This window comes from Streptomyces sp. NPDC015032 (assembly GCF_043080425.1).
Taxonomy (GTDB): Bacteria; Actinomycetota; Actinomycetes; order Streptomycetales; family Streptomycetaceae; genus Streptomyces.
The window spans coordinates 1-24704 of the sequence record NZ_JBIBVN010000040.1 but is presented as its reverse complement, the minus strand read 5'-3'; the positions used below and the strand labels follow the sequence as shown (position 1 = coordinate 24704).

Below are 24704 nucleotides of genomic sequence, written 5' to 3'. Positions count from 1 at the left end.
GCGGTGGCGTGTGCCCGGCCCGGGTGGCGGAGGCGCCGGGCTTTCCCTACGGGAGGGAACGGTGGACGTCGAGGTGGTCGTTGAGTTCCTTGGCCGTGTCGCGCAGTGAGCCCGCTGTGAGCCGCAGGTACACGCGTGCCGCGCCGTGGTCGATGAGCGCGCGGTCCTTCAGACCGTCCCGGTCGGGCAGGCCGGATGGACGGGACAGAGCAAGGGCAATCTCCGCGGTCTCGGCGAAGTGCGGTGCGGCGTGGCACGACGTGGTGGCCGCTGTCGCGAGGTGGCCGAGTACGGCGCGGCCGACGCGCTTCGTACTGTGAGGGCCCAGAGCGAAGTCGGCAGTCAGCTGAACGACATCGCGGGAGAGACCCTGCGCGTCGGTGACATGCTGGAGCAGCTCGGTGTAGGAGAGCGAGGCTGGCATACCACCGCTCTCGGCCAGCAGCTGCCATTGCTGGGCGGCAGCGAGCAGTTTGGCCTTCATCGCGTCGAGCGCACCGATGTGGTGGTGGGCTTCGTCGCGAGGTATCAGCTCGCGTCGGAATTCAAGATTCATGAGCCTCTCGGTCTGTGTCTCTCTTGCTGCCGGTTCCTTGTCGTCTGCGGAGTGACGGAGTGGATCCACAGGAGTCAGCGGCGGCGTACCGCCGGAGGCGCAGCTGCTCCGGCGCGCAGGCCGTCAGAGGGCCGGACGGGTGCGGGTTTGGTGGTGGATTTGGTTGGAGATGGTTGGAGGGCGGCCTGCTTTACGAGTTCGTCCCTGGACCGCCAGGCAGATTCGATTGCCAGCGATTCCGGGAGGAGTCGGACGTCTTCGATCAGCTCTTCCAGACGGATCGCCCACGACTCCAGTTCTCCTGCGGAGTCGAGTGCGCCGCCGTCGCGGCACCAGTTGGCTGCGCTTTCCAGGAACTGGTGTATCTGGGCGAAAGCGCCGTGACCTTCATCGACAGTGTGTTCATATACCTCGGTGAACCGATCAATATCGGGGGCGGCTTGGAGAGCGTCCGTCGCAGCGCGGACGGAGAGGCCGGAGTCCGGCGGCTGTACGTATGGTTCGGGCTGGGCAGCGACGGACGAGGTCGGGGCCTTCTTCGGGAGCCATCGGGGTTTGCGGCGCGAGCCCTCGTACTCCCAGTGGTCCGGCTGGGAAATGCTCATGTGTGACTCTGTTCGTTGGGGTCAACACGTCGGTATTCGTGAACTCGGCGCATTTTCAGTGCATGCGAGCGTCGGTATCGAAGAGCTGCAGCTCGTGGCTGTGCAGGAGGTGTTGCACGATGAAGGATCGTCCGGCGACCTTCCACAGGCCACGTCCTCGGTTGAGGTGGGCGATGGCGTCCATTTCGACGGAGGTCAGGCCGAGGAGGGAGGCCGCCGCGTGGAGTTGGTCGGTCTCCTGGCGGTAGATGATGCGGGTGGAGCAGTCGGCGAGGAGTCCTTCGGCCAGGGCGCGCCCCTGTGATCCGGCGTCGCCGGCGGCGAGCAGGTCGGACAGCCGGTGGATTACCATGAGGTTGGCGATGCCGAGGCCGCGGCTGAGCTTCCACTGGGCCTGCATGCGCTGGAGCAGTGCGACGTGCCGCATCAGCCGCCACGCCTCGTCGTACACGATCCAGCGTCGGCCACCGGACGGGTCGGAGAGCGCGGACTCCATCCATGCCGAGGCACAGGTCATGGCGAGGACGAGAGCGGTGTCGTCGCCGGATCCGCCGAGGTGGGAGAGGTCGATGGACAGCATCGGCGCGGTCGGGTCGAATTCGACGGTGGAGGGGGCGTCGAACATGCCGGCCAAGTCACCGTGGACCAATCTGCGCATGGCGTGGGCTAGGTCACGGGCCGCCTCGCCGAGCTGTCCCGACATCATCCCGACGGCCTCGTCGAGAGTGGCTGAGTTGTTGAGGGCAGCGGCGACATCGCCAAGGAGCGGGGTGTGGCCCGTGTCGGCGGCCCGGGTGACGACATGGTCGAGGGCGACGTCGAGCGCCGTATGTTCCATGGGCAGCAGGTCCCGGCCGAGAACGGTCCGGGCCAGGGAGCCGAGCAGGAGAAGGCGTCTCTTGCGGATCTCGCTGACCCAGTCGGCCTCGGAGATGCTCTCTGGCCGGGGCGCGGCATCCAGCGGATTCAGCTTGCCCGGGAGCCCAGGACCGAGGGCAACGGACGTGCCACCCAACGCCTGCGCGACGGGCGTCCACTCCCCCTTCGGGTCGCACGGGACGTAGACGCGGTAGCCGAAGGCGACCGACCGGAGCGCGAAGCTCTTGGCAAGCGCGCTCTTCCCCTGGCCGATGACCCCGGCCAGCAGCACGTTCGGATTGGTGAACCCGTCGACCTTGCCGTACAGGGCGAACGGATCGAACACGAACGATGCCTCGGCGTGGACGTCGCGGCCGATGTAGATGCCCTCGGCGCCGAGTCCGCCTTCGGCGAGGAACGGGTACGCGCCGGCGGCGACGGCGGTGGTCATGCGGTGGGAGGGCAGTCTCAGCTTGTTCCCGCGGGCGGAAGCGTGGCCGGGCCGTCCGCTGAACGGGTACAGCGGGGCGGGTGTTTCGTGGTCGGTGGGTGCGCTGTCCACCGGGTGCACGGCCGCTTCGGCGCGGGCCTTGGCGGTGGCTTCGGCGAGTTGGCGGCGGGCGGCCTTGCGGCTGGCCCGGTCGGTTTCGTGCGGGGTGAACAGGGGGCTGGCGGAGGCGCGGCGGGCGGGCCGGTGGCTCATCGGGGGCCCGCGTTTCGGCTGCGAGAGGCGGTCATCGCAGGCATGCGGTGATGTGGGGCGGGCGGTCGAGGTCGGTGGGGGTGGTCTTGCGGCGGACGATGTGTCCGGTGGCGAGGTGGCGTTGGCAGATCGTCATGAATGGCGGGCCTTCCGGGAGACTTTCGGGCCGGCAGTCGCTGGAGTCGGCGGCTGTGGATGGCAGGAGGTGGAAGGCGTCGTGCACGGCGGCGGTGGCCTGCCACAGACGGGTGTGGGCGGAGGCGAGGTGCCGGCCTGCGCCCGGATGCGGGGGACGGGCCGCCCCGGCGAGCTGGTCGACGAGCCGTAGCAGGGCGGTGAGATGAGCGTGGAGGACGTCGAGGTGGGAGCGGTCCGCCGGCTCCGGCAGGGCCGACCGACCCAGTGCGTGGGTGTGGTGGCGGACGCCGGCGGTGGCGGCTCGGAGGTAGGGGTGTGCGTCGTCGGCACGCGGAGGAGAGGGCAAAGGGACGTGGGTCCTTCCTGCCGCCGTGGCGGTGCGGGGGCAGCGGGGTCAGAGAGTGGTGCGGGCCAGTGGCAGCGCGGAAACAGTGAAGGCGTCGGGCTGCTGGAAGAACAGGCGGCGCAGGTCGACGCCGGCGGTGACAGCGGCGGTCTCGATCTGTGCGCAGGCGGCGTCCAGGAGGGCATCGGTCTCGGCTGTGACGGTGACCAGGCCGGTCAGTGAGACATCGGCGTGCCCTGCGATGAGTTGCCGCTCACGCGTCTTGACGTCGGCGTACTCGACGGAGTCCTCTTCGCTGTCGACTTGGCCGCGCCGGGTGCGCTCGCTGGCGTCCGCGATGATCTGTGCCTTCTTGCGCTGGACGTCGCGTAGTGCGGACTCCAGCCGTTGAGGCACGTATGTGAGGGAGAGGGTCCGGCGGACGCCGGCTGTGAACATCAGGCCGTGCAGGAATCCCGCGCCCATCTCGGTCCGCGGCCAGTTCTCCACCCAGTAGGTCGCGTGGCGGGCGGAGTCGGTGGCGACCCGGTCGTACTCCTCGACCTGGACGACGGGGCCGGCTGCTGCGGGGTCTGCTTCGGCCTGGCCGGATTCGGACCACTGCTGCAGGGCGGAGAGGGCTTTGGGGTCGTAGGCGGTGCGGATGGCGGCGGCGATCTCCCGGGCACTGAGCCACCCGGTGACCATCAGGCCGGCGTTCCGGGCGGCCTGGGCGACGCTGGCCGTGGTCTGCTCCATGACGGTGAAGGCGCCGGGCAGCCCACCACCGGCCTGCGATATCAGGCGCTTGGCGGCCTTGAGGTCGAGGGAGATCGCGATGTACGTCTCGTGCGGGGCTGCTGCGGGGCCGGCGGCGGCGACGAGTTCGGAGTAGACCTGCCCGGCGACCGGGGCCTCGGGGCGGCCGTTGCGGGTCCAGTGCCGGGTGAGGGTGTCGCCGGAGTCGGGGACGGTGCGCTCCAGGACCTGCACTGTGGCGACGTGTCCGGTGCGGGCGGTTCCGGCAAGGGCCCGGCCCCAGCTGCTTACGTTGTGGTTCTGTGTGGCCGGGTCGAGCAGCACGAAGGCGCGGGAGGAGACGCGGGCGATGGCGGTGAGGGTCTGCTGGTGCGGGTCGTGGACGGCCGCGGCACCGTTGGCGGAGTCGCCGGGGGTGACGACTTTGAGGGAGGCGGCGGTGCCGGGCAGGTGAAGGACGCCGTCCTGCCGGGGGCGGGTGACGGGCCGGGCCAGCCACAGGGTCTGCCCGGTGCGGCGGCGGTGCGTGTAGCGGGTGACGATCGGTGCCCAGTCGATCAGGGACCGGCCGTTGCGGCGGACCGTGACCAGGGCGGCGACTGCCGCCCACAGCGGGGCCAGGGCAATGGCGCCGAGGAGTCCGGTGGAGGTGACCGTCACCAGCAGCAGCGCCAGGGCGCAGGATACGAGTACAAGCTGGGGCAGGGTGAGGCCGAGGAGGATGCCTCGGCGGGACCGGTGCGGGAATTTCACCGTGACCGGGGCGACGGAGAGGTCAGACAAGGGGCGGGTCCTGGAGGCGGGAGGGGGCCCGGGGGCGAGGCATGCGGAGCACGCCGCGCCCCCGGGAAGCGGGCAGAGGATCAGAGGCCGGTCGGGGGCGGCGGCCCAGCCGTTGCGCTGGGCGTGGCGTGCTGCGAGCCGGAGGACGGCGGTGCGCCCTGCGGCGGCGGGGTCGTGGTAGGCGGGTCGGACTGCCATCCGCCGCTCTGACCGGGCACGGGGTTCGTTCCGGAGCTATCCGGGCCCGGGCTGCCGCCCATCTGGCCGCTGGTGTCGTCGGAGATACTCGTCGGCGGGGGCTGGACGGCCTTCTCCAGAAGACCGGTGCTTGAATCTTCCTTGCCGTTGCCGTTGCCGTTACTGGTGTTGCCGGTCGGGTTGGCGGCGATGTCGCCGGGGAAGCCGGCGCCGGGGCCTTGAGGGGCGGCTTCCGCACCGGCTGCGGCACCGCCGGTGCCGGCGGTGGCTGCTGCCGCTGCTACCTTGCGGCCAGCCTTTTCGGCATGTGCCCTGGCGATCTGTGCTCCGGCGCCGCCGGCTCGGTGGATGGACTCGCCGTCGGTGCCGTCGGCTGCCCAGTGCACGAACTTGAAGACTGCGTAGGGGCACAGCAGCACCAGCACCATGATCACGATGCCGGACATGACATCTGCCAGTGCGGCGACACCGTCCTTGGCCTCGGTCTTGCCCATGGCGGAGATACCGAGCACGAAGATCACGGTCATCAGCAGCTTGCTGACGACGAGGGTCGCGGTGGCTTCGATCCAGCCGCGGCGCCAGCGTCGCGCGGCTTCCCAGCCGCCGCCGGCCCCGGCGAAGATCGCCAGGGTGACCATGACGAGGATGCCGACCTTGCGGACCATCATCACGCACCAGTAGAGAAAGGCGCCGACGGCGGAGCCGAGACCGGCGACGACCGGGACGAGCCAGCCCATGCCGGACAGGGAAGCGATCATGTTGACCAGCACGATGCGACGCACCGCCGACTCGATGCTCAGGTGTGCAGTCTTGAACAGGCCGTCGCTGATGACATCGACGACCTCGATGGCGACCGTGGTCAGGGCGATGCAGCAGAAGGCGAACAGGACGCCAGACATGGTGCCGGTGAATGCCTGGATGAGGGCCTGCCCGTCGCGTTTGATTGCGGCACGGACGAGCTGCGCGCAGAACGTCGCGACCAGCAGGACCAGGCCCAGAGGCAGCAGCATTTCGTAGTTGTCGCGAAACCAGCCGGCGTTCAGATCGACCTTGGTGGTGGTGTTCACCACCTGGGCCGCCAGGTCGGCGGCGGCTGCCGCCAGTTCACCCGCCGACTTCATCATCCAGTTGCCGATGGCCTGGGCGGGGTCCGAGGCGAAAGAGACCGCGTCGCCGACGGCGCACAGCTTGTCGGCCAGGGGAAGGTCGCAGAAACCCACGGGATTTTCCCCTCCTTTCTTGTGTCAGGTGCGGGTCACTGCGTCACGTTCGGAGCGATGGCGGCCAGGGCGCAGTCGTGGTCGGGGCGGCACTGCACGGCGAGGGTTACGGCGCGGTCCTCGGCTCCGCCCCCGCCTTGCTTCCAGGAGATCTGCTGCTTGCCGTTGACGGTGACGACGTAGATGTATGCCTTGGTGATCGCGGATGGGTCGTCGGCCAGGGCAGCCTTGAACGCGGAGGGGAAGTGGCCCTCGGTGATGTTGGCGGTGGCGTGCTGGTCCTGGTCGGCCATCCGCGACCAGAGCACCGGATCAGGGACCTGGCCGGAGACAGAGGGCCAGTCCGCGTACGCGGTCTCATCGGTCATCCAGGCATGCATGCCCGCGAGTTGCTGGTCGCGGCCGGTGTCGCGGGTGTCGTAGGACCACAACATCTGTGCCACGGCCTTGGCGTAGGCGATCGGTTCAGCGATCTGCGGAGGCCGGGGCACGGACCCGGATCCGGCAGCGGGCTTCGGGGCGGCCTCGGAGACGGACGGGCTGCTCGCCGGGGCCCGCGTGGTGTGGTCCGGGGGCTGGTGAGTGTCCTTACTGCCGGACAGCCAAGCGACGGTGGCAGCGGTAGCGATCAGGACGGTGACGACCAGAGCGACCATCGCGATGCGCTTGTTGGCCGACCAGCCCACACCGTAGGAGGACAGCGAGAGGATGGGGAGTCGTTTTTGCATCAGTGGACCTGCGACCCGAGGGCCGAGAAGAATGCCACGATTCCGTTCGCGGCGCCGAGTCCGAGCGCGGCGCCCGCGGCGACGACGGCGCCCTTCTTGCCGTTGGCCTCAGCCTGGTGCCCACCGGTGTGGTGGCCCCAGGCCCACACACCGAGCGAGACGGCGAGGGCACCGACGACGGCGACGATCCCGAACAAGTTGATCGAGTTGACGACGTTCTTCAGCACGCTCAGGCCGGGCAGACCGCCGCCCTGGGGGGAGACGCCCGGGTCGTAAGCGAGCTGGATGACGCGGTCCGTGAGAGGGAGGGACATAGGTGTGGCGGGGCTCCTTGCATACGCGGGCCAGGCGAGAAGCTGGCGGGGAGAGGGAGAAGCGGAGAGAGAGGCGTGTTCGGGACGCGGGAGAAGGCCGCGCCGACGACCCGCTCGGAGCGGTGTTGTAGGTTCTCAATTCTTCTGTCGTCTGCCGTCGCTGTGACCTGGGCGTTCTTCCGCTGTCTCACGCCCTGTCATCCGCCGACGTCCTCAGATCCGTGTCATTTCCTCTGTCGGCCCAGCAGGCCGCAAGCCGATGACCTGGGTGTTCTCACGACCTGACATCCAGATGACACGGCGACTGAGAAAATGACACGGGATTCGAGAACCTACAGGTGTCCGGGCAACGTCAGAGGACGCGGCGGGCGGCGAGAATCGTCCAGTCCTTGATCGGGGTGATCCGGACCGGTTTTGATGTACGCGGCGCCTCGATCACGAGGCCCTCACCCATGTACATGCCGACATGTTCGGGGCGGCCCGCGGTGCCGCGGCTGAAGATCAGGTCACCGGGCTGGAGCTGGCTGGGCGAGACCGCCTTGCCCTCTTTGACCTGCGTGTACGTGGTGCGGGTGAGCGTGATGTCGGCGTGTGCGTACGCCTGCTGCATCAGCGAGCTGCAGTCGCAGCGGCCCATCGGGTCGGGTCCGTGCGAGTTGGTGCAGGATCCGCCCCACTGGTAGAGCGTGCCGAGCTGGTACATCGCCCACTCGATGGCCTTGCGTGCCTTCGGGTCAGCGTTCTTGGGGATCTTGTATCCCTTCGGGATGCTTCCCTCGGGGATGCGGCCGAAGCCGGAGCCGTCCTTGTCCGGAGCGCAGCCGGTGCTATCGGTCTGCTTGCCTTGATCTTTTGCGTCCTTGTCGGCGCCGGGGAAGGTCTTGGCAATGGCTGCCTGGAGTGCGGTGGCCAGGGACTCCCACTTCGCGTACGCGTCCGGCCAGCCGGACTTCTGGACGGCCTGCGCGGCCTGGGTGACGGTCATCTGCTGCCAGCCGTCCACCTTGATCAAGTGCTTGTAGAACTGCTCGGAGGCGTAGACCGGGTCGTGGATCTGCTGGGCGGTGCCCCAGCCCTGGGAAGGGCGCTGCTGGAACAGGCCGAGGCTGTCCCGGTCGCCGTAGTTGAGGTTGCGCAGCCGGGACTCCTGCATCGCCGTGGCGAGCGCGATGACCTGCCCCTTCTTGGGAATGTCGAGGCTGCGGCCGGTGGCCACGATCGTCTGGGCATTGGGGACCTGTTCGGCGGGCAGGTCCAGGCCCTCGATGTGAGCGTTCTTGCCGGACGCACCGTCGAGGATCTTGGCGACCTGCTCGGCGACGTCGTCAGCGTCGATGTCGGTCAGGCAGTTGTTGAACGAGACGTTGTTCTGCACGGCATCTGCGGAGACGGCCAGCATCATGCCGGTGCCGGCGAGCAGGAGCGGGGAGAGGAAGACGACGCCGATGCCGGCGGCGATCGCCTTCAATCCGTGTGGCCCGATCGCCGGTCACGGCATGTGGGCAGGGGCGGGTAACGACATGTCATGCAGGTGTCCTTGGGGGGCGTGATCCGGTGTGCCGCGTGTGCGTGGTGTGGTGGAAGGGGGCCGCGGCAACCGAGGTGTGCGGTCAGAGTGTTGGCCGGTGCAGGCGAGTTGCCGCTCGCTGAGCTGGACCCACAGATGAGCCAGGTGCGCCGGGGACATGAGGAGAACAGCCAGGCGGTGTGCGCCAGGCGGTTAAAAAACAGTAGGCCCGGATCGCCGGTTGACCAAAAAGCAGGCGTGAGGTGCCGGAATCCGGCCCCTCAGCAGGGCACTTCTTGGTCGTCGGCGAATTCGCCCCTACAGTTTTGGAACTCCTCTCGCCTCCCCGGCCTGCGGGCTCTGGGCCTCTGTATGCCCAAATCCGGCCCCCCGGGGACATTCCTGCGAGACGGCCTCTCCCTCCGCTCTACACCCGAATCGGGGTTCCTCTTTGCCTTTTTCCCTGCACCAGGGCGACGCCCTCAGCGTCCTCACCGGCCTGCCGGACAACTGCGTCGACTCCGTCATCACCGACCCCCCGTACAACTCGGGCGGGCGGACCGCGAAGGAGCGAACCACCCGCTCCGCAAAGGCGAAGTACACCTCCGCCGATGCCCAGCACACCTTGCCGGACTTCACCGGCGAGAACATGGACCAGCGGTCGTACGGGTTCTGGCTGACGCAGATCATGACCGAATCCCACCGCCTCACCAAGACGGGCGGCACCGCGCTGCTGTTCACCGACTGGCGGCAGCTGCCCACCACGACGGACGCGATCCAGGCGGCCGGGTGGCTGTGGCGCGGGGTGCTGGCCTGGCACAAACCGCAGGCCAGGCCGCAGAAGGGCCGGTTCACCCAGAACTGCGAGTTCATTGTCTGGGCCAGCAAGGGGCCGATCGACGGCTCCCGGAACCCTGTCTATCTGCCCGGCTTGTACTCGGCGTCCCAGCCTTCGGGGGCAAAGCGCCGGCACATCACGCAGAAGCCCGTCGAGGTGATGCGCGAGCTGGTCAAGATCTCCCCGCCGAGCGGCACGGTGCTCGACTTTTGCGCCGGCTCCGGCTCCACAGGCGTCGCCGCCCTGCTCGAAGGCCGCGACTTCATCGGAATAGAAAAAACCGAAGAATACGCATCCATCGCGGCCGAGCGGCTCACGGAGACGATCGGCGAAACGCTGACCCAGGACGACGTGGTTCTGACTGCCTGATGCCGCAACGGAGTTCTCTGCGGCGATAGCCGGGGCCATTTCGCGGTCAAGGGCGACGCCTCAACACGCCTCGTCACCGCTATCGCTTCCCTCGTTCCACGTCCTCTAGGAGGCCACACTCATCATGTCTGAACCCGTAGAACCCCCGGCCGACGGGTTGGAACCGGTCCGTATTCCGGATTCGCAGCTGGAGGGGATTGAGGCCAGCGTCCGGCGGCTGATGGAGCAGTCGGCGCAGCAGTCTCAGCAGCTCGACCATCTGGCCTCCGCGCCGGCCTCCAGCAGTCCCTCACCGTTCGCGGCGTTCGGTATGCCGGGGTTCGGCGGACCGCCCCCGGTTGTCCCGCCAGAGCCGCGCCCCATCATGGAGCTCGCCGGGGAGGACCGCGAGGACGAACTCGACGCCCTGTCCGACTGGGTCGACGACTTCCTGCTGCCCGTCTACGGATCGGAAGTCACGACGGCTGCGCCCTGGTGCCTGCAGTGGCAGGAGCACGACGACGTCGTTGCGTGGCTTCACGCCCTGTGGCTCGCGTACCAGCAGCACAAGGACCCAGAGGCAGGGCTGAGCGGCCTGTTCGTGTGGCACCGGGATTTCCTCACGCACGCGATCGCTGCGATCCGTGCGCCAGGAGGGCCGCTGTCGGCCTGCATGACCGCTCCGGAGCGTCCCGCACACCGGATCCTGCCCGGTCCGCCGCCCTCGGCCCGGCCGGAGAAGAGGACAGCGACCGAAGCGGAGCGGGACGAGTCCGGCGAGCCTGAGATGCCGACGTCATGAACGGCGGGCAGCAGCGGCCCGCCTTCGGCCTGAGCTTCGACCCCCGTGCCCTCACCGATCTCCTTCAAGCCCCCGGCGACATCCGGGACCTGACACTCGCCTACCTGCAGGAAGTGGTGAATGCCGAGAGGTTCGGAACCCGGCTCGACGGCGACCTGGAGGGCTACCGCAAATTGTTCGTGGATTCCCGGAAGGAATGGCGCGTCGTCTATGGCGTGCGCCCGGCGCCGGAAGCGTCTGTGCACCGGCGGGAGATCCATGTGGTTGCGGTCCGGCCCCGGGCCGGCAATCAGGTCTATGACGAGGTCGGGCGCCGTCTTGGGATGTCTCGCCGACCGCTGAGTGCCCGCACCCACGCGGCTCGTTCCCGCTCCCCTCAGCTCATCACCCGCGGCCCAGTGCCGAGCCCGGGGCCACCGCCCTCCGCGCTCCCGGGCCTGCCCCGCCCTGCGCAGATCCCCTCGCACCGCCATTCCCACTGATTGCCTGGAGCCCCGCCTATGTCCGATCCCGCGCCGGCAGCAGTCCGGCGTGCGGTCTCCTCCCTCGACCACCGCGTCGAGGCCGTCACCGGTCACGACACAGACACTCTGTGGGCACATCGAGACCGCGGCATCCTCGACGAGCCGCATGCCCGTCTGGTTGACCGGCACCGCGAGCTGGTCCAGGCCGAAACCGGCGTGATCTTCTATCGAGTCCTCCTCCACCGTCTGTCCAGCGGAGAGTTTCCCGTCGATGACGCCCTCTTCGAGCGCATCGGCCGCACCGTGGACCAGCTGGAGCAGGCCGCCGACGTGCGCGACGGTGCCGCCCGCCGAGTGATCGCCGCGCTGCAGCCCATCGAAGCCGCCGCCGAAACGGCACCAGCCGACAAGGGAGACCCGCTATCGGCTGCCGACCGGGCGGCGCTGCTCGCCATCGCCGGCGGCGCCAAGCTCTACCAACACCTCCTGACCCATCGGATGTCGGTGACCACTGCGTCGGGTACCCGCCTCGACTACGCCGCACTGCAGCGGCTGGAAGGCGCCGGTCTGGTCTCCCGGGACACCGGCCATCCCGTGCACGCCGGCCAACCGGTCGCACTGACTGACGCCGGACGAGCCGCACTGGCCGCCGCCCGTCGGCTCACCACACCCCAAGCGCCAGCGACGGCAGCCCGGCCCGGTGCGTGGCCGTCCGCCCCACCACAGCGGCGCTGACCCCCAACAGAAAGGCAGGCCCTTGTTGTCCTCCATCACATCGACACCCGCGAGGGTGCATGTCCGAAGTTGATTTCAAGCTAGACGAGTTCGACGCCGACGAGCAGATGTGCCGCGCGTTCTACCACCAGGTCGCGGTGCACGAGGACATGCTCGTCCCAATAGCCGAGCACCACACCGCCGACGGAGAGCACAGCTACTACGTCCTGTTCGACCGCACAGCCACCTACGGCCACCCCGGCGACCCCCAATACGTCGCCGTCCACCTGCAACGGGACCGAGAGAAGCGGAGCTTCGAATTCGAGCACGCTCCGCTGCCGCTGCCCGCGATGGCACAGTCCTGGCTGATCCACCGCGGGTGTCCTCCCGATGCCATCGGCCTCGACCCCGAGCTGGGCCCTCCGCCGGCGGATGAGGCGACGCGGGCTCTGGGACAGCGCCTCGTGGGTGATGGCGACCACTACGCGATGGGCTACTCCTACACCCAGGACGACCCGGACGACTGGGTCACCGTCGTGGCCCTGCGCTCCCTGCACGAGCGTGCCCCGTCTCCGTACCGCGTCGTGGTCGAGGAGGTCGACACCGACGCGTGGACTCACACGCTGCGCGAGGGCGGCTTCGATACCGTCCAAGAAGCCCTTCAGTGGTGCTACGACCGGATCGGCGGCACGGCCGTCCCTCTGCCTCCGGTTCGGCCATCCGCGGTGCCGACTCGCCCGCATCTCCCGGCAAATGTGCCTGCTCCACGCCCTCCTGGCCGGTCGTGCTGAACAACACGGCTGAATATTCCGGCGGATTGGGGCGGCAACATAGCCCACGATCGCCGGTTGGCCAAACCGGCGATTGTCCGGACTCTTTATGAGGCCGACGGGAAACGTCCCCCGGCCGCCCTTCACACATTCCTCTCTCCTGCACGGAGGTTTCTTCCGCATGCGCTCCATCCGAATTGCCGTATCCGCAGCGATGCTCGGTGCCCTTGCTCTGCCGGTGCTGTCCGCCACCACCGCGAGCGCGGCACCCGTGGCCGCTTCGGCGCTCGCGAGCAGCAACTGCTCATCGCTGCCGCCGCTGCCGTACGAAGTGCACACGAAGGCCGTGACCATCCGGTCCAAGGCCACCACGAAGTCCACTGCGCTCGGCGTGCTCTACCGCGGCCACAAGTTCACCGTGGGCAAGAAGAGCGGTAACTGGCTCTACATCACGGACAAGACGACCGGCATCAAGGGCTGGGTCTCCGGCACGTACGTCTACCGCGACGTCCGCATGTGCCTGGACTGAAAAACCCGCAGAGGCCCGCACATTACCTGACTGCTTCACCAGGACGGACGCCAATTCACGACCCCCAGGCGTTATTTTTCCTGAAAGGAGTTCCCTCTTGTCCGACGACATACTCGGCGGCAGCGACGATGTTGTGGGTGTGCTCACCGATCGGATCGAAGCCCGCTTCGGGATGGGCGTGGACCAGTTGAAGGCCGCAGTCGCCGCAGCGCCGGCCGCGAATCCCGACGCCACCGCTGTCGTCAAGTACCACGGTCTTCTCCTCGATTCCCAGGCTGTTCTCGACCGGGCGGAGGACGCCCTGCTTGCCGCGCTGGAAACACAGCCCAGCGAGGTCGACGACCCGACGATGCACCTTGCCCAGCGCGTCAATGCGGCCGTCACCACGCGCGACGGCCGGGCGCTGGTCGTGCGGTGGCTCCTGGACCCGGATGCTCCGGGGAAGAAGGGCCTCGCAGCCGAACGCCTCGCCCGTCTCAACCGCGGCACCCGGAAGGGCCCGGCGGTGCAGACCAGCGCTCCGCACCGCCCCGCGGCGGTGCCCGCGCCTACATCGGTCCCGCGAGCCGGAAGGGCCACCCTGTGAACGTCAGCCTCAAGCCCAGCACAGCGGACAGCCAGCTGCAGGAAGTCTTCGGCGCTCCGGTCGCCGAGCTGTACACGAGCGTGACCGGCCCCGATGCCTCTGCCGCGTTGACCCGTGCCCTGGAGCTGCGGTCCTTCCTCGCGCTGACCGAGGAGCAGGTCGCCCGCGTCCGGGACCGGGTGCACGCAGACATGGCGCCGGACCGTGACATGGGCGAGCTGTCGGCGGACAAGCTCCGGTTCGACTCGGACTGGCTGGAGGCGGCGCTCGATGCCCGCGACGGCTACCGCGCCGCGCTCGGCGAGCTGCTGCACACCATGCCCCCGCCCAACTGGCAGCCGCGGCCCGTCCGCCTCGCGCAGTCGATGGCCGTCGCTTCCCTGCCGCCCTCCGTCGTCCCGGCACTTCCACGTGCCGGGGCGGCCCGGGTCCGCCGACCGTGAAAGCCCCCGCTTGCCCCACCTCACGTCCACCGAGATAGCCGGACGGATCGAGGACCTTTACGGCGCACCGCTCGCCACCCTCGACGCCCACGTCCAGGACCAGCCCCCCGGCATGCTCTCGGCCCTCCTCGGCATGCACCATGACCTCGCCGTCGCGGAGCGGAGCATCGCCGTCCACCGCGACCGCCTCGCCCAGCTCGTCCACCCCGGCCGGCACATCGGCGGACACGAGGTGTCGCACGTACTCGACTGCGCCCGCCGTCTCGGCGAAGCGGTCGCCGTCCGCGACATCCAGGCCACGACGGTCTCCGCCGTTCTTCAGAGCCTGGGCCGCGTTTCCCCGCCCGAGCCGGCCCCCGCCACCACCGCGCCGGCTGTGCCCGCTCCGCCCGCACGGCCTGCGAGCGCGACACAGGGGCGCTGACCCTTCTTCCTCCCAGGAGTCCTGCTTTGACCACCACCGGTCTGTCCCCGGCCACCGATGCCGACGTCGCCCGGGTCACCGAAGCCCTCGGCATGATGACCCCGCGCTGGAACGTGCGGATCCTCCTGGCACTGAGTGGCCGGCCCCAGCGCTACACGGAACTCGCGGCCCGGCTGCCCTGGCTGCAGAGCGGACAGCTTCACCCCAGGGTCCGGTCGCTGTGCGACTCCGGCCTGCTCGAACGCGTCGAGCACTCACAGCGGCACGTCACCTACGGCCTCACCGAGCGCGGCGCGGAGCTGCTTCCCGTCCTGCCGCTGATCGCCGGGTGGGCCGACCGCTCTCTGGAGAAGCCGGACACGCCCACATCCGCGATCGAGAACATCGAGGACAGCCTCACCCTGCTCACCCGCCGGCACGCCACAACGATCCTGTGGGTACTCAAATCCCGCCAGGAGACCAGCGCGCGGGCCCTGGCCAGCATCGTCATACCCGACGGCTACTGGACCAGTATCTATCCGCCGCTGCGGCAGCTCGTTGACGACGGCCTGGTGACGACAGCCGGCGCCGGGCAGCCCTACCGCCTGTCCGAGGCCGGCGACGGTCTCGGAGGCGTCTTCGGAGCCCTGTCCGCGTGGTCTGCCGGTCGGCCGCTCACCCACACGTCCCAGCACCCGGTCTGGGGACACAACGACCACTCCATGCGTACCGGCCCGCAGACCCAGGCCGCCCGCCACTCCCGCCGCCCCGCACCCATGACGGCCGCCCCGACCCGATCCGCGCACCATCCGGCCTGGCAGAACCGCGACCTGTTCTCCCACACCGCCCCGTCCCGTCCCAAGGCCGTACTCACGGCGGGAGGGCCGGGCCGATGACCACCGCTACTTCCCAGGGACAGGTCGCGCGAGCGTGCACGGCACTGGCATCCGCCGACTTGATCCGCCTGATCACGGAGATCGACGACAACGGCCCCGTTCCTCCCCGCGGGCCAGCACGCATCTTTCCGGATCTCACACGGCGCCGGATCCGGCACACCATCGAGCAGGCCCATACCCTCGGTCTGGTTAGCATCCGGTCCGGAGCCGGGCTCGGGCTCACCGATGCCGGCCTGCAGTTGGCCGACATCTACGACTCCACCGCCCGATGGGCCCGGACCCACAACTACCCAGGCCCCACCTGCACGTTCATCACCCGTGTCCAGGCCACACTTCAGCTCCTCACTCCCGTCCAGGGCCCGGTTGCTGCACCACCAACAGCCACTGTGGGGGCTGTTGAGGAACTCGCCCGGCTGCGTGAGGCCCTGGACCGCTGGATCGATTCCCACTGGAGCGGCGACGAGCCGGCCGGTGTCCTCCAGAACCTCCCGGAAGCGGCGTGACCCCGCCGCGCAGGGCGCTGAGCGCACTTGGCACGAAGACCGCTGGTGACGTGCTTGCCGCCAGGGGCATCACCCTGACTACCCACCCGTCCGGCAGCGCCCTGGACACTCTCGTCCGGCTCATCCAGGAAACAGTCGCTTCCGTGGACGAAGTCCAGCACCAACTCCTCACCCAGGCGGAAACAGCCAGCCGGACTCTGGACCGGATTACCAGCGGACGGGACACCGTCCACCACGCGGCCACCGACGGGCTTCTGCAGTTCACCGGCATATCCATCGACATGCTCGTCGCCCGCCGGGGCGAAGGCATCCGCCTGCTGCGCATGCTCGCCAACTCCTACGCGGACCTGTGGACTTCACCGGAACGGGACTCACCTCACCAGATACCAGCCCCGGCACAAGCCCCGCCCCGCGCACCTCGCCGGTCCCGCACATAACCCCTTCCTCCCTCCCGCCCGCCCTGGCCTTTCTTCCAGCGGGCCGGCTTCCTCGAAGAAAGCAACGATGACCGACCTGATCACCGGCAGCCCCCGGCACGCCCGCCACACCACAGCACTGCTGCGCGGCATCTACCTGCCACGCAGCATGGACGCCGGCGGCTCCGCCATGACCACGTACGGCATCCCGCTCCTGGTGCTCGCCACCACCAACTCCGCGGCTCTGACCGGCCTTGCTTTCGCGCTGGAATGGGTCCCGAGGCTGGCCGCGTTCGCGGTCGCCGGCGCCATGGTCGACCGCTACGGTGCCACCCGGGTGTTCCGTCTCGCCTCGGCAGCGCGGGCCACCGTGGTCCTGGCCGCAGCCCTCGCCCTGACCCAGCTCGGCAGCGGCGGACCCAGCACCGTGATCACCGTCATGCTGCTCGCCGCCTGCACGGGCGTGCTCACGGAGTTCTCCTACATCGCCGCCGAGACAACGGGCGGCATGGCCAGCCGGGAGGCCGGCGACCGCGCCCACCGCGTGCAGTCCGTCCTGCTCGGCATCGACCAGGTCGCCACTCTGGCCGGCCCCGCTCTCGCCGGACTGCTGCTGCAGTGGGCCGGAGCGACCGCGATGCTCATCGTGATCGCCGCCTTCTCACTGCTCGCCGCCGCTCTCACCTCCCGCCACCACGACAAGGGACACACCGACGCCCCCGAGCCCGTCCTCCAGGGACTGCGCACCGGCTGGTCGACCCTGCGCTCACTGCCCGCCCTCGGCTGGCTGGTGACGGGGCTGGCCGTGTCGAATCTGGCCACTGGTCTGCTGCAAGCCGCGGCCCCGGTGATCGTGGTGCAGCAAATGGGGCGCTCCACCGCCGACGTGGGCCTGATCTGGTCTGCCGCCGCCGTCGCCTCGCTCGTGGCGGTCGCCGTGTGCCGGGCGGCCATCGACCGCTGGGGCCTGTGGCCCGTCGGCGCTCTCTGCGCCACGATCGCCGCCTCGGCATGCCTGGCCGTCTCACTCACCCACACCTACCACGCCTACCTCGTGCTGATCGCCGTCCTCATGGCGGCCGAAGGCGGCATGGCGGTGGTCCTGCGCACCCTGCGTTCCCACCTGGTCCCCGCCCCGGTGTTCGGCAGCACCCTCGCACTGACCGTCCTCCTCCTGCTGGCCCCGTTCCCCGTCGCCGGCGTCCTGGTCGCCGCCGCGCCGCCCGCCCTGCTTGGGCACGTGATCACTGCCTGCGCCGTCCTGCAGGCCCTCGGCCTGGGTCTCACCTTCACCCGCCTGCGCACTCTCCCCGCCCTGCGCACCCGTTCCGCCTGACCTCCCCACGCGGTTTTGGCCGCCTGCCTCCCGGAGATCCACTTGACGCCCACGACCCGCCCCGCACCGTCCCAGACCGCCCGGCCCGCGTCCCGGCCTTCAGCGCGTGCGGGTGCCCGACCCACGATCACCGACCGGTTCCACGCATACGACGCTGCCCACCCGTACGTCTACCTCGCCCTGGAGCAGCTGACCGCGGAACGGCTGGCAGCCGGGGACACCCGCCTCGGTCTCAAGTAACTGGTCGAGGCTCTGCGCTGGCGGCTGCCGAAGGACATGCGCGGCCTGGACAACAACTACACGGCGCTGTACGCCCGCAAGCTGCTCGCCGACCACCCCCAGTGGGCCTCTGCGTTCGAGCTTCGCCGCCGCCGCGCCGACTGAACCCGGTACTCACCGCTCCTGACACCCCCGTATCCATCATTCCTGGAGTTCTCTTGCCTTCTCGCACTGTTCTTGTCGTGTCCCCGGGGGACGAGGTCTACCGCCGGTACTGCCTGGAACAGGTGGCCGCCGGATACAAGGTGGTGATCGTCACCGATTCCCAGCCCACCTGGCAGACCCCGCTCATCGCCGACTGGGAAGTCACCGACCTCACCGACCCGGACGCCGTCGTCGCCGCCGGCCGTGAACTCGCCGCCCGTCACGACGTGTCCGGCGTGCTCACGTGGGACGAGTACCAGATCGTGCCCACGGCCCGGCTCGCCGAGCACCTCACGCTGCCCGGCTCCCGCCCGGAGGCGATGCGGGCGTGCCGCGACAAGGGACGCACCCGCACCGCACTGACCGAGCACCGTGTCGGCTCCGCCACCTCGATTCGCACCACATCCCTGCTGGAGGCCGTCCTCGCCGCGGAGTCCATCGGCTACCCGATCGTCCTCAAGCCCGCCTCCAACGCAGCCAGCCTCGGCGTTATCCGCATCGACAACGGCGAGGACCTGGCAGCCGGATACGCCTTCGCCGCCGCCAGCGCAGGGGGAGTCGGCAGCGAATCCGACGACGTGCTCGTCGAGGAATACCTGGACGGCCCCGAGATCTCGGTGGAGTGTGTCACCCACCGCGGCGTCACCGCAGCCGTCGTCGTCACCCGCAAGACGGTCGGCTTCGCCCCATTCTTCGAAGAGATCGCCCACTCGGTCGACGCACGCGACCCGCTGCTCGCCGAAGTGGCACCGGTCGCCACCGCCGCCGTAGCCGCACTCGGCATCACCACCGGCATCCAGCACGTAGAACTGCGCCTGACCGACCGAGGCCCGCGCATCATCGAGGTCAACGCCCGGATCGGAGGCGATCTCATCGGCCGCCTCGTCTCGCTCGCCACCGGCCTCGACCTCGCCCGCATCGCAGCAGACCTGGCCTGCGGCACCGCCCCAACCCTCGCTCCCACCCGGCACCAGGCCGCCGCCATCCGCATCCTGTACCCGCACGCCACAGGAACCCTCACCCACCGCTCGATCGACGCCCGGTTCGCCCACACCGCCGACTGGCTCGAAGAAGTCCGATGGCTCCGCGAACCCGGCGACCGGGCTGTCCTCCCGCCGGACGGCGACCTCGACACCGCCCGCATCGGCCACATCCTCGTCACCGCCCCCACGGCAGAAGACACCCAGGAGCGCCTCCGCCTGGCCACCGGCCATGTGACGGTCACTGTCGACGCGCGCATGGACACCCAGACCTACAGCGCCCCGAATGCGTGACGACCTGTCCAGCCACTCTGCCGGGCCGGTGCCGAGCGTGAAACCGCCGCAGCACGGCCCCAACCGCCGCTGAACAGGCACCGCCCTGCCACCGACACACCAACTCCCTTACCCCACCTTCGATTCAGGATCTCCATGCGCCTTTGCACTCGCTCGGTTGCTGTCCTCGTAGCCGCCGGCATATCCGGCACTCTGGCCTGGTCACCGGCCCAAGCGGCCCCCTCGCCTTCCACCGTCCTGGGCCCCGGCTACACGATCCCCGACTCCGACGGAAACGCCGGCACCTCCCACATCGGTGCCTACGGTCCTCCCGGCCCCAGCGTGTGGGGCCCCAACGAGACCTACTGTGGTGACCCGGAGCGGAAGGGCCCCGCAGACGCGGGCCACTACAGCGCGCCGGCCACCGTCACGTCCTGGACCTCGTCGGTGACCGGCAAGCCCGTACCCGCAGCGAACCTCGCGTACGCCTCATACGTGATCGGCCGGTACGGGCAGACGCGGAACAACGCGCAGGCCGCCGCAGTGGATGCCGCCGTCTACGAATGGCTGGCCGGCGGCGCATACGGCATCAACGGCCCCCGCGGCCGGGAACGCCTGGCCTACCCGGTGGTCTCACCCACCGCACGCACCCTCGCGCTCCGCTACATCGACGAGGCACAGCACCTCGCGGGACCGTACGCGTTGCACATCACTCCGTCGGTGACCCAGACGCATGCGGGACAGAACGTCTCCATCTCGGTGAAGCTCACCTCCACCCTCACCGGCGAGGCCATTCCCGGCGTCAAGGTATCCCTGGCCGAGTCCGGCTCCGGCACGGCAGAGAGCACAGTCACCACGGACAGGAACGGCTCCGGCAGCTGGTCGTTCACGCCCCGAGGCGCCGGGAAGGCCAAGGTCATGGCCACGGCAACCGGTCTGCCCGGGGCGCAGCTTAAGGTCCTCAGCCCCCAGAACCCGGCCGCGCAGCGCATGCTGCTGGCCGGTGACACGACCACCGTCCAGGACACGGCCACCGTGGACGTCGGAGCCGCTCCGGGCGGGGTAGAGATCCACAAGAAGGACCCCGAGGGCAGCATCCTGACCGGCGCCAGGTTCCAACTCCTGGACAGAACCGGCAAGACCGTCGCTCAAGGGGAGACCGACGCCGGGGGAGTGCTCGCCTTCGAAGGCATCGCCCCGGGAACCTACCGGCTCCGCGAAACCTCCACCGGCGACACCGTCCACGACCTGGTGCCGGACCAGGACATCACCATCACCGAGGGACGCTCCGCCCACGCCAACCCCCTCACGGTCATCGACCCGTTCAAGACGGCCGAACTGTTGGTCCGCAAGACGGACAAGGCCAGCGGCAAGCCCCTGGCCGGAGCGGAAATCAACATCAGAACCGACATCGTCGATCCGTCCGGCAAGCACCGCCCGGGCAAGCAGGTGCTCTCCCTGACGACCGGAAATGACGGCACCGCGACGGCCAAGCTGGACGTCGCGCTCAAGGCAGGCACCCGCTACTGGGCCACCGAGGTCAAGGCCCCGGCCGGCTACCAGCTCGACATCGAACCGGCCACGTTCACCGCGAAGCCCGGTACCACCGTCACCGTGACGCTGGCCGACACCGTGACCCCGCCGACCACGCCCCCGACGACTCCGCCCACCACCCCGCCGCTCTCGCCTCCCGCCGACACGCCACCTTCCGGCAGCCTCGCCCACACCGGCTCCGAGGCCACGACGTGGTTGCTCAGCTCCGCCGGTGTGCTTCTCATCGCGGGAGCGGCCACCTACTGGGTTGCGCGCCGTCGGCGCCCGGGCTCGGAACCCGCGTCCGGCTGACGCGCCCGCACAGCCACTTCACCGCCGCCTCGCGTAGACACCCACAGGACTCTCTCATCGCATCTGACCTTTCCGTAGACATTGACGGCGACGTCTATGTCTCTCCCCGCTACCTCGCCAGCACCACCGGGACCGGTGACCCCGCCCTCACCCCGCTTCTCGACCTCGGCTGGGACCTTCAGCACGACGACCTCGGCAATGTGTACGTGACAGCCCCCGACCGGCGCGTGCGCCTGGGCTATCTACCCGAGGGCGAGGACGACGGGCTCTGGCGCATCAACGCCTACAAGGACCCGTTCGGCCCGCCGACGTGGGGTGTCTGTTTCAACGACCGTGTGCCCACGGAGTTCGTGGCCGCCCTCACCACCGTCCTCGCCACGGCGTACGAGCAGGGGCCGGACGCCTACCTCGCCAGGCCGGTCTCCGGCACCGACGAGCACGACCCCTTTCTGGCCGTCGTCCCTCTCCTCAAGCAGGGATGGGAGGTCGACCGCCCCCGCTGGGGTGTGTTCGCGGTCCAGGCCCCGGACGGGCTCGCCGGCATGGAGTTCACCACCGGGGACCTCGATCCGGAAGCGGAGCTGACCACGCGCGACGCCCGCTGGCAGCTGTGGGCCGGCAAGTCCGCCGACCGACCCGCCTGGTACGCGACGGCCAGCACCGACACTCCCGTCGCCCTGATCACCGCTGTCACCCAATGCGTCTCCGATCCGGCACCGCTGCCCCGGTGGCGTCAGGACACCCTGAGCTACCTCAAGGGCATGGCCCAGCTCACTCCCATCCTCCCGCCGCAACCGCCGACCCCCACCCCGCTCGACGTGCAACGGGCCGCCACATCCTGCCGCCCGACCGTGTTCCCCGCTCTGAGCATCCCTCGCTGGAGCACCACCAGCCGCCCGGCCCTGCCCGGCCCTCGCCGATAGCCCCAGCTCGATCCCGACCGGAGACACTTCTTGTCCCTGCAGGCCCCCGAGTTCTTTGCCGAATTGTGCCTCCCCTTCCGCGACAGCACCGTCGTGGGTACCACCTACTACGCGGTCCCCATACCGGGCTCACCGCTACGACTGCGGATTGCCTTCACCGGAACCAAGCACGCAGATACGTACGGCGGCCTGCGTCTGGCGGTTGTCCACGCGGACAAGGGCGAGATCGACTCAGTAGCACTCAGCTTCCTGGATCACGGCACCTTCCACCGCCGCGACGAAGCCACCCGCACTCGCCCCAACACCAAGCAGCACGGCACATTCGACAAATACCACCGCCCCGGCCGGCCCCCATGGGACGGCGCCGTCACCACCGGGCTGCGCGACGCCATCCAGCGCTACAGCGCCGTCTGGTTCCCCGGAGCCTGGGCCGCGACCGCGCCGAGCCGTGCTGCGGGCTCCACCACTCACAAGGCCCCTTGCCGACCTCCCCGAGTAGCGGTCGCGCCCGCTGAGTCTCCGTCCCTACCTCCGTCTCGCAGGTCTTGCGCGGCCCGTTCAAGCAGGAGTCCCCGCTATGCCCCCCGACCTCCTCAACGGCCTCGACCCCGACCAGACCGTGAAAGTTCTCCCTCGCCGCCTTGCCGGCCCCGGCGCGCTGGACCTCCACATGGTGCGGCCTTTCCCTTTCGATGACGGCTGGCACCTCCATCCGGCAGACGCAGGGATGCTGTTCGCCAGCAGCCCCTGCGCGCGGCTGTGGACCCGCTTCGCCCCCGAACCCGAAAAACGGGGCAAAGGGACGTGGACCATCGGCGCGAGCCGTGTCCCGTTCGGCGAGCTGACCTGGCAGATCGTCTTCGACGCCACCACGCCCGTAGAACTACTGCACGACCTCCACGCCGAGCTGCTCGACCTCTACAGCGACCAGGACCGGCTGTTTGACGGTGCGACGGAGCCATACGAGGGATACGCGCTGCTGCTCGACCGCGGGTGGAACCACAATGTCAAGACCAACTACCCCCAGAGCCTCCTCGCCCCAGACCTGCCTGGAGGCGTACACCAGTACGCCAACAAGGCAACCGGCAGGCCGGAATGGGGCGGAGACATCTGGGAGCCGGACTGGAGTGCGGAACTCTCGGCCAGCACGCCCACCGGGCTCGTTGCGGCCTTCACCGCCTCACTGGTCTCCACCGAGCCGGTGCAACGTGCAGTCAAAGACCTGCCCGTTCATGTTCGACAACACCTCAATATGGCCACGCCGACGGCCAAGCAGCCCCCCGGCTACTCACCCGCCGCTTCGCCGGCCACCAGGCCAGGCAAGGGCCGGGCCCGATGACCTTCCCAACACCTGATCAAGGAGTTCCACCTCTCGTGCATGCACGCACTGTCCGCGGCGCCGTCCGATCCGCTGCTGTCGCCGCTGCTGTGATTGGCACCCTCACGTGGGCACCCGCCGCGACCGCCCAACCGTCCGAGCCGACACCCTCAGCACCCGTTGCCCCCGCCGAGGAACCGGCCACAGACGCGGCCAGCATCACGATCACCAAGAAGGACACGGCAGGGGACATTCTCCCCGGCGCCGCGTTCCTGCTGCTCAATTCCGCAGGCCAGGAGGTCGGACGCGGGAAGACCGACGCGCAAGGGACGCTGACCTTCCCCGACCTGACCCCCGGCGTCTACCGGCTCAAGGAGACGGCATCCGGTAGCCCGCTCCACGAGGTTGTCGCAGACCAGGACGTCATCGTCACCCCGGGTGCCATCACGCGGCTGACGATCACCGACCCATTCAAGGCCGCCAAGGTCCTCCTGCAGGCCAAGGACGACAAGACCGGCAAGCTTCTGACCGGCGCGACCGTGAACATCGGCAGCGGCGACAAGACGCTACTCACTCTCACGACCGGGGCCAATGGCACGGCCTCCGGCGAGCTGCCGGTGTCGAGCCGGAAGACCGAATTCTGGGTCAAGCAGATCAAGGCCCCCGCGGGATACCACCTCTACAAGCCCGTGAAGACGTTCGCTGCTGGCCCCGGCGCACCGGTCACCGTGACCGTCACCAACGCCGAGACCGCAACTACTCCGAAGCCCGACCCGTCCGGCAAGCCTACAGACAAGCCCACCCCCACCCCCTCTACACCGGAGGATAAGCCGACCCACGACTCCTCCGGCGGCATGTCCCCCTCCTCTACCCGATCCGCCACGCCGAGCACTGACCCCTCGCTTCCCGCGACAGCCGCGACCGAGGAAGCAACGCCGAAGACCCCGGACGGCTCCCTCGCCCACACCGGAGCCGACGCCACGCCCTGGCTCCTCGGCGCCGGCGGACTCCTCGTCGCCGCCGGTAGCAGCGCCCTGATTGCCGCCCGCCGTCGCAGCTGCCGCAAGCCAGCCAACACCGCCCAGGACGACAGCGGCGAAACCAGCTAGCCTCGCACTTTCGCGACTGCGAGTGTCCGACGCTTGATCAAATAAGCGAGGAGCGCATCTGACCTGGGACGATGGGACTTGTCTAGGGTCC

General features: G+C 69.2%; 28 protein-coding genes and 1 pseudogene. 20 read left to right on the top strand and 9 right to left on the bottom strand.

Features of this window, described 5'->3' with window-relative positions; translation table 11 throughout:
• Nucleotides 1–46: 46 nt before the first annotated feature.
• The 9 genes from ACF08M_RS34585 to ACF08M_RS34545 all read right to left on the bottom strand — a co-directional run bounded on the left by ACF08M_RS34585 (nt 47) and on the right by ACF08M_RS34545 (nt 8655).
• Nucleotides 47–556: a hypothetical protein gene (locus tag ACF08M_RS34585; protein WP_392189228.1), complete on the bottom strand. Its 510-nt coding sequence runs from the start codon at nt 554–556 to the stop codon at nt 47–49.
• 74 nt (nt 557–630) lie between these two features.
• A complete protein-coding gene (locus ACF08M_RS34580; RefSeq protein WP_392189227.1) occupies nt 631–1161 on the bottom strand; it encodes a hypothetical protein in 531 nt (176 codons plus the stop codon).
• A 55-nt stretch (nt 1162–1216) separates the two neighbouring features.
• A complete protein-coding gene (locus ACF08M_RS34575) occupies nt 1217–2722 on the bottom strand; it encodes a VirB4 family type IV secretion system protein (protein WP_392189226.1) in 1506 nt (501 codons plus the stop codon).
• 31 nt (nt 2723–2753) lie between these two features.
• A complete protein-coding gene (locus ACF08M_RS34570) occupies nt 2754–3206 on the bottom strand; it encodes a DUF6238 family protein (RefSeq protein WP_392189225.1) in 453 nt (150 codons plus the stop codon).
• A gap of 48 nt (nt 3207–3254) precedes the next feature.
• The gene (locus ACF08M_RS34565; protein ID WP_392189224.1) at nt 3255–4727 is read right to left on the bottom strand and encodes an SCO6880 family protein; all 1473 of its coding nucleotides are present in this window, start codon (nt 4725–4727) and stop codon (nt 3255–3257) included.
• Between the two features lie 80 nt (nt 4728–4807).
• Nucleotides 4808–6145 carry an ATP-binding protein gene (locus ACF08M_RS34560; RefSeq protein ID WP_392189223.1) on the bottom strand — a complete coding sequence of 446 codons (1338 nt, stop codon included), beginning with the start codon at nt 6143–6145 and terminating at the stop codon, nt 4808–4810.
• A gap of 35 nt (nt 6146–6180) precedes the next feature.
• Nucleotides 6181–6873, bottom strand: coding sequence for a hypothetical protein (locus tag ACF08M_RS34555; protein WP_392189222.1), 693 nt, complete (start codon nt 6871–6873; stop codon nt 6181–6183).
• Nucleotides 6873–7187, bottom strand: a complete 315-nt coding sequence (locus ACF08M_RS34550; RefSeq protein ID WP_392189221.1) for a DUF6112 family protein — start codon at nt 7185–7187, stop codon at nt 6873–6875. Before ACF08M_RS34550 ends, ACF08M_RS34555 begins: the two co-directional genes overlap by 1 nt.
• A gap of 352 nt (nt 7188–7539) precedes the next feature.
• Nucleotides 7540–8655 (bottom strand): C40 family peptidase, encoded by a 1116-nt coding sequence (locus ACF08M_RS34545; RefSeq protein ID WP_392189220.1) that lies wholly within the window; start codon nt 8653–8655, stop codon nt 7540–7542.
• A gap of 490 nt (nt 8656–9145) precedes the next feature.
• On the opposite strand from ACF08M_RS34545, the gene ACF08M_RS34540 reads away from it, so the two are divergent.
• The 20 genes and pseudogenes from ACF08M_RS34540 to ACF08M_RS34445 all read left to right on the top strand — a co-directional run bounded on the left by ACF08M_RS34540 (nt 9146) and on the right by ACF08M_RS34445 (nt 24613).
• Nucleotides 9146–9901, top strand: coding sequence for a DNA-methyltransferase (locus ACF08M_RS34540; protein ID WP_392189219.1), 756 nt, complete (start codon nt 9146–9148; stop codon nt 9899–9901).
• A gap of 220 nt (nt 9902–10121) precedes the next feature.
• The gene (locus ACF08M_RS34535) at nt 10122–10682 is read left to right on the top strand and encodes a DUF4913 domain-containing protein (protein WP_392189270.1); all 561 of its coding nucleotides are present in this window, start codon (nt 10122–10124) and stop codon (nt 10680–10682) included.
• Nucleotides 10679–11164, top strand: a complete 486-nt coding sequence (locus ACF08M_RS34530; protein ID WP_392189218.1) for a hypothetical protein — start codon at nt 10679–10681, stop codon at nt 11162–11164. Before ACF08M_RS34535 ends, ACF08M_RS34530 begins: the two co-directional genes overlap by 4 nt.
• Nucleotides 11165–11182: 18 nt before the next feature.
• The gene (locus tag ACF08M_RS34525; RefSeq protein ID WP_392189217.1) at nt 11183–11881 is read left to right on the top strand and encodes a hypothetical protein; all 699 of its coding nucleotides are present in this window, start codon (nt 11183–11185) and stop codon (nt 11879–11881) included.
• A 59-nt stretch (nt 11882–11940) separates the two neighbouring features.
• Nucleotides 11941–12651: a hypothetical protein gene (locus ACF08M_RS34520; protein WP_392189216.1), complete on the top strand. Its 711-nt coding sequence runs from the start codon at nt 11941–11943 to the stop codon at nt 12649–12651.
• A 160-nt stretch (nt 12652–12811) separates the two neighbouring features.
• The gene (locus tag ACF08M_RS34515; protein ID WP_392189215.1) at nt 12812–13159 is read left to right on the top strand and encodes an SH3 domain-containing protein; all 348 of its coding nucleotides are present in this window, start codon (nt 12812–12814) and stop codon (nt 13157–13159) included.
• A gap of 97 nt (nt 13160–13256) precedes the next feature.
• Nucleotides 13257–13745 (top strand): hypothetical protein, encoded by a 489-nt coding sequence (locus ACF08M_RS34510; protein WP_392189214.1) that lies wholly within the window; start codon nt 13257–13259, stop codon nt 13743–13745.
• Nucleotides 13742–14188 carry a hypothetical protein gene (locus tag ACF08M_RS34505; protein ID WP_392189213.1) on the top strand — a complete coding sequence of 149 codons (447 nt, stop codon included), beginning with the start codon at nt 13742–13744 and terminating at the stop codon, nt 14186–14188. Before ACF08M_RS34510 ends, ACF08M_RS34505 begins: the two co-directional genes overlap by 4 nt.
• A 10-nt stretch (nt 14189–14198) precedes the next feature.
• A complete protein-coding gene (locus ACF08M_RS34500) occupies nt 14199–14612 on the top strand; it encodes a hypothetical protein (protein ID WP_392189212.1) in 414 nt (137 codons plus the stop codon).
• Nucleotides 14613–14638: 26 nt separating this feature from the next.
• Nucleotides 14639–15487, top strand: a complete 849-nt coding sequence (locus ACF08M_RS34495; RefSeq protein ID WP_392189211.1) for a winged helix-turn-helix transcriptional regulator — start codon at nt 14639–14641, stop codon at nt 15485–15487.
• Nucleotides 15484–15990, top strand: a complete 507-nt coding sequence (locus ACF08M_RS34490) for a hypothetical protein (protein ID WP_392189210.1) — start codon at nt 15484–15486, stop codon at nt 15988–15990. Before ACF08M_RS34495 ends, ACF08M_RS34490 begins: the two co-directional genes overlap by 4 nt.
• Nucleotides 15987–16427 carry a hypothetical protein gene (locus ACF08M_RS34485; protein ID WP_392189209.1) on the top strand — a complete coding sequence of 147 codons (441 nt, stop codon included), beginning with the start codon at nt 15987–15989 and terminating at the stop codon, nt 16425–16427. Before ACF08M_RS34490 ends, ACF08M_RS34485 begins: the two co-directional genes overlap by 4 nt.
• Before the next feature lie 67 nt (nt 16428–16494).
• Nucleotides 16495–17742, top strand: coding sequence for an MFS transporter (locus ACF08M_RS34480; RefSeq protein ID WP_392189208.1), 1248 nt, complete (start codon nt 16495–16497; stop codon nt 17740–17742).
• A 42-nt stretch (nt 17743–17784) separates the two neighbouring features.
• On the top strand, nt 17785–17982 hold the full coding sequence (locus tag ACF08M_RS34475) for a hypothetical protein (protein ID WP_392189207.1): 198 nt from the start codon (nt 17785–17787) through the stop codon (nt 17980–17982).
• 221 nt (nt 17983–18203) lie between these two features.
• Nucleotides 18204–19439 carry an ATP-grasp domain-containing protein gene (locus tag ACF08M_RS34470; protein ID WP_392189206.1) on the top strand — a complete coding sequence of 412 codons (1236 nt, stop codon included), beginning with the start codon at nt 18204–18206 and terminating at the stop codon, nt 19437–19439.
• 135 nt (nt 19440–19574) lie between these two features.
• Nucleotides 19575–21263: a collagen binding domain-containing protein gene (locus tag ACF08M_RS34465; protein WP_392189205.1), complete on the top strand. Its 1689-nt coding sequence runs from the start codon at nt 19575–19577 to the stop codon at nt 21261–21263.
• A 56-nt stretch (nt 21264–21319) separates the two neighbouring features.
• Entirely contained in the window at nt 21320–22186 is an 867-nt protein-coding gene (locus tag ACF08M_RS34460) for a DUF317 domain-containing protein (RefSeq protein ID WP_392189269.1), read from the top strand.
• Between the two features lie 30 nt (nt 22187–22216).
• Nucleotides 22217–22675: pseudogene (locus ACF08M_RS34455) on the top strand (hypothetical protein); the annotation flags it as partial.
• Nucleotides 22676–22763: 88 nt separating this feature from the next.
• Entirely contained in the window at nt 22764–23525 is a 762-nt protein-coding gene (locus tag ACF08M_RS34450; RefSeq protein ID WP_392189204.1) for a DUF317 domain-containing protein, read from the top strand.
• Nucleotides 23526–23560: 35 nt separating this feature from the next.
• Complete coding sequence (locus ACF08M_RS34445; protein ID WP_392189203.1) at nt 23561–24613, top strand: SpaA isopeptide-forming pilin-related protein; 1053 nt, start codon at nt 23561–23563, stop codon at nt 24611–24613.
• The last annotated feature ends 91 nt before the right edge of the window (nt 24614–24704 follow it).

Bases quoted from the DNA above. Each gene is read 5' to 3' on its own strand.
- ACF08M_RS34585 (WP_392189228.1), bottom strand. From the start codon at position 556: ATGAATCTTGAATTCCGACGCGAGCTGATACCTCGCGACGAAGCCCAC.
- ACF08M_RS34580 (WP_392189227.1), bottom strand. From the start codon at position 1,161: ATGAGCATTTCCCAGCCGGACCACTGGGAGTACGAGGGCTCGCGCCGC.
- ACF08M_RS34575 (WP_392189226.1), bottom strand. From the start codon at position 2,722: ATGAGCCACCGGCCCGCCCGCCGCGCCTCCGCCAGCCCCCTGTTCACC.
- ACF08M_RS34555 (WP_392189222.1), bottom strand. From the start codon at position 6,873: ATGCAAAAACGACTCCCCATCCTCTCGCTGTCCTCCTACGGTGTGGGC.
- ACF08M_RS34550 (WP_392189221.1), bottom strand. From the start codon at position 7,187: ATGTCCCTCCCTCTCACGGACCGCGTCATCCAGCTCGCTTACGACCCG.
- ACF08M_RS34535 (WP_392189270.1), top strand. From the start codon at position 10,122: ATGGAGCAGTCGGCGCAGCAGTCTCAGCAGCTCGACCATCTGGCCTCC.
- ACF08M_RS34530 (WP_392189218.1), top strand. From the start codon at position 10,679: ATGAACGGCGGGCAGCAGCGGCCCGCCTTCGGCCTGAGCTTCGACCCC.
- ACF08M_RS34525 (WP_392189217.1), top strand. From the start codon at position 11,183: ATGTCCGATCCCGCGCCGGCAGCAGTCCGGCGTGCGGTCTCCTCCCTC.
- ACF08M_RS34520 (WP_392189216.1), top strand. From the start codon at position 11,941: ATGTCCGAAGTTGATTTCAAGCTAGACGAGTTCGACGCCGACGAGCAG.
- ACF08M_RS34515 (WP_392189215.1), top strand. From the start codon at position 12,812: ATGCGCTCCATCCGAATTGCCGTATCCGCAGCGATGCTCGGTGCCCTT.
- ACF08M_RS34490 (WP_392189210.1), top strand. From the start codon at position 15,484: ATGACCACCGCTACTTCCCAGGGACAGGTCGCGCGAGCGTGCACGGCA.
- ACF08M_RS34480 (WP_392189208.1), top strand. From the start codon at position 16,495: ATGACCGACCTGATCACCGGCAGCCCCCGGCACGCCCGCCACACCACA.
- ACF08M_RS34465 (WP_392189205.1), top strand. From the start codon at position 19,575: ATGCGCCTTTGCACTCGCTCGGTTGCTGTCCTCGTAGCCGCCGGCATA.
- ACF08M_RS34450 (WP_392189204.1), top strand. From the start codon at position 22,764: ATGCCCCCCGACCTCCTCAACGGCCTCGACCCCGACCAGACCGTGAAA.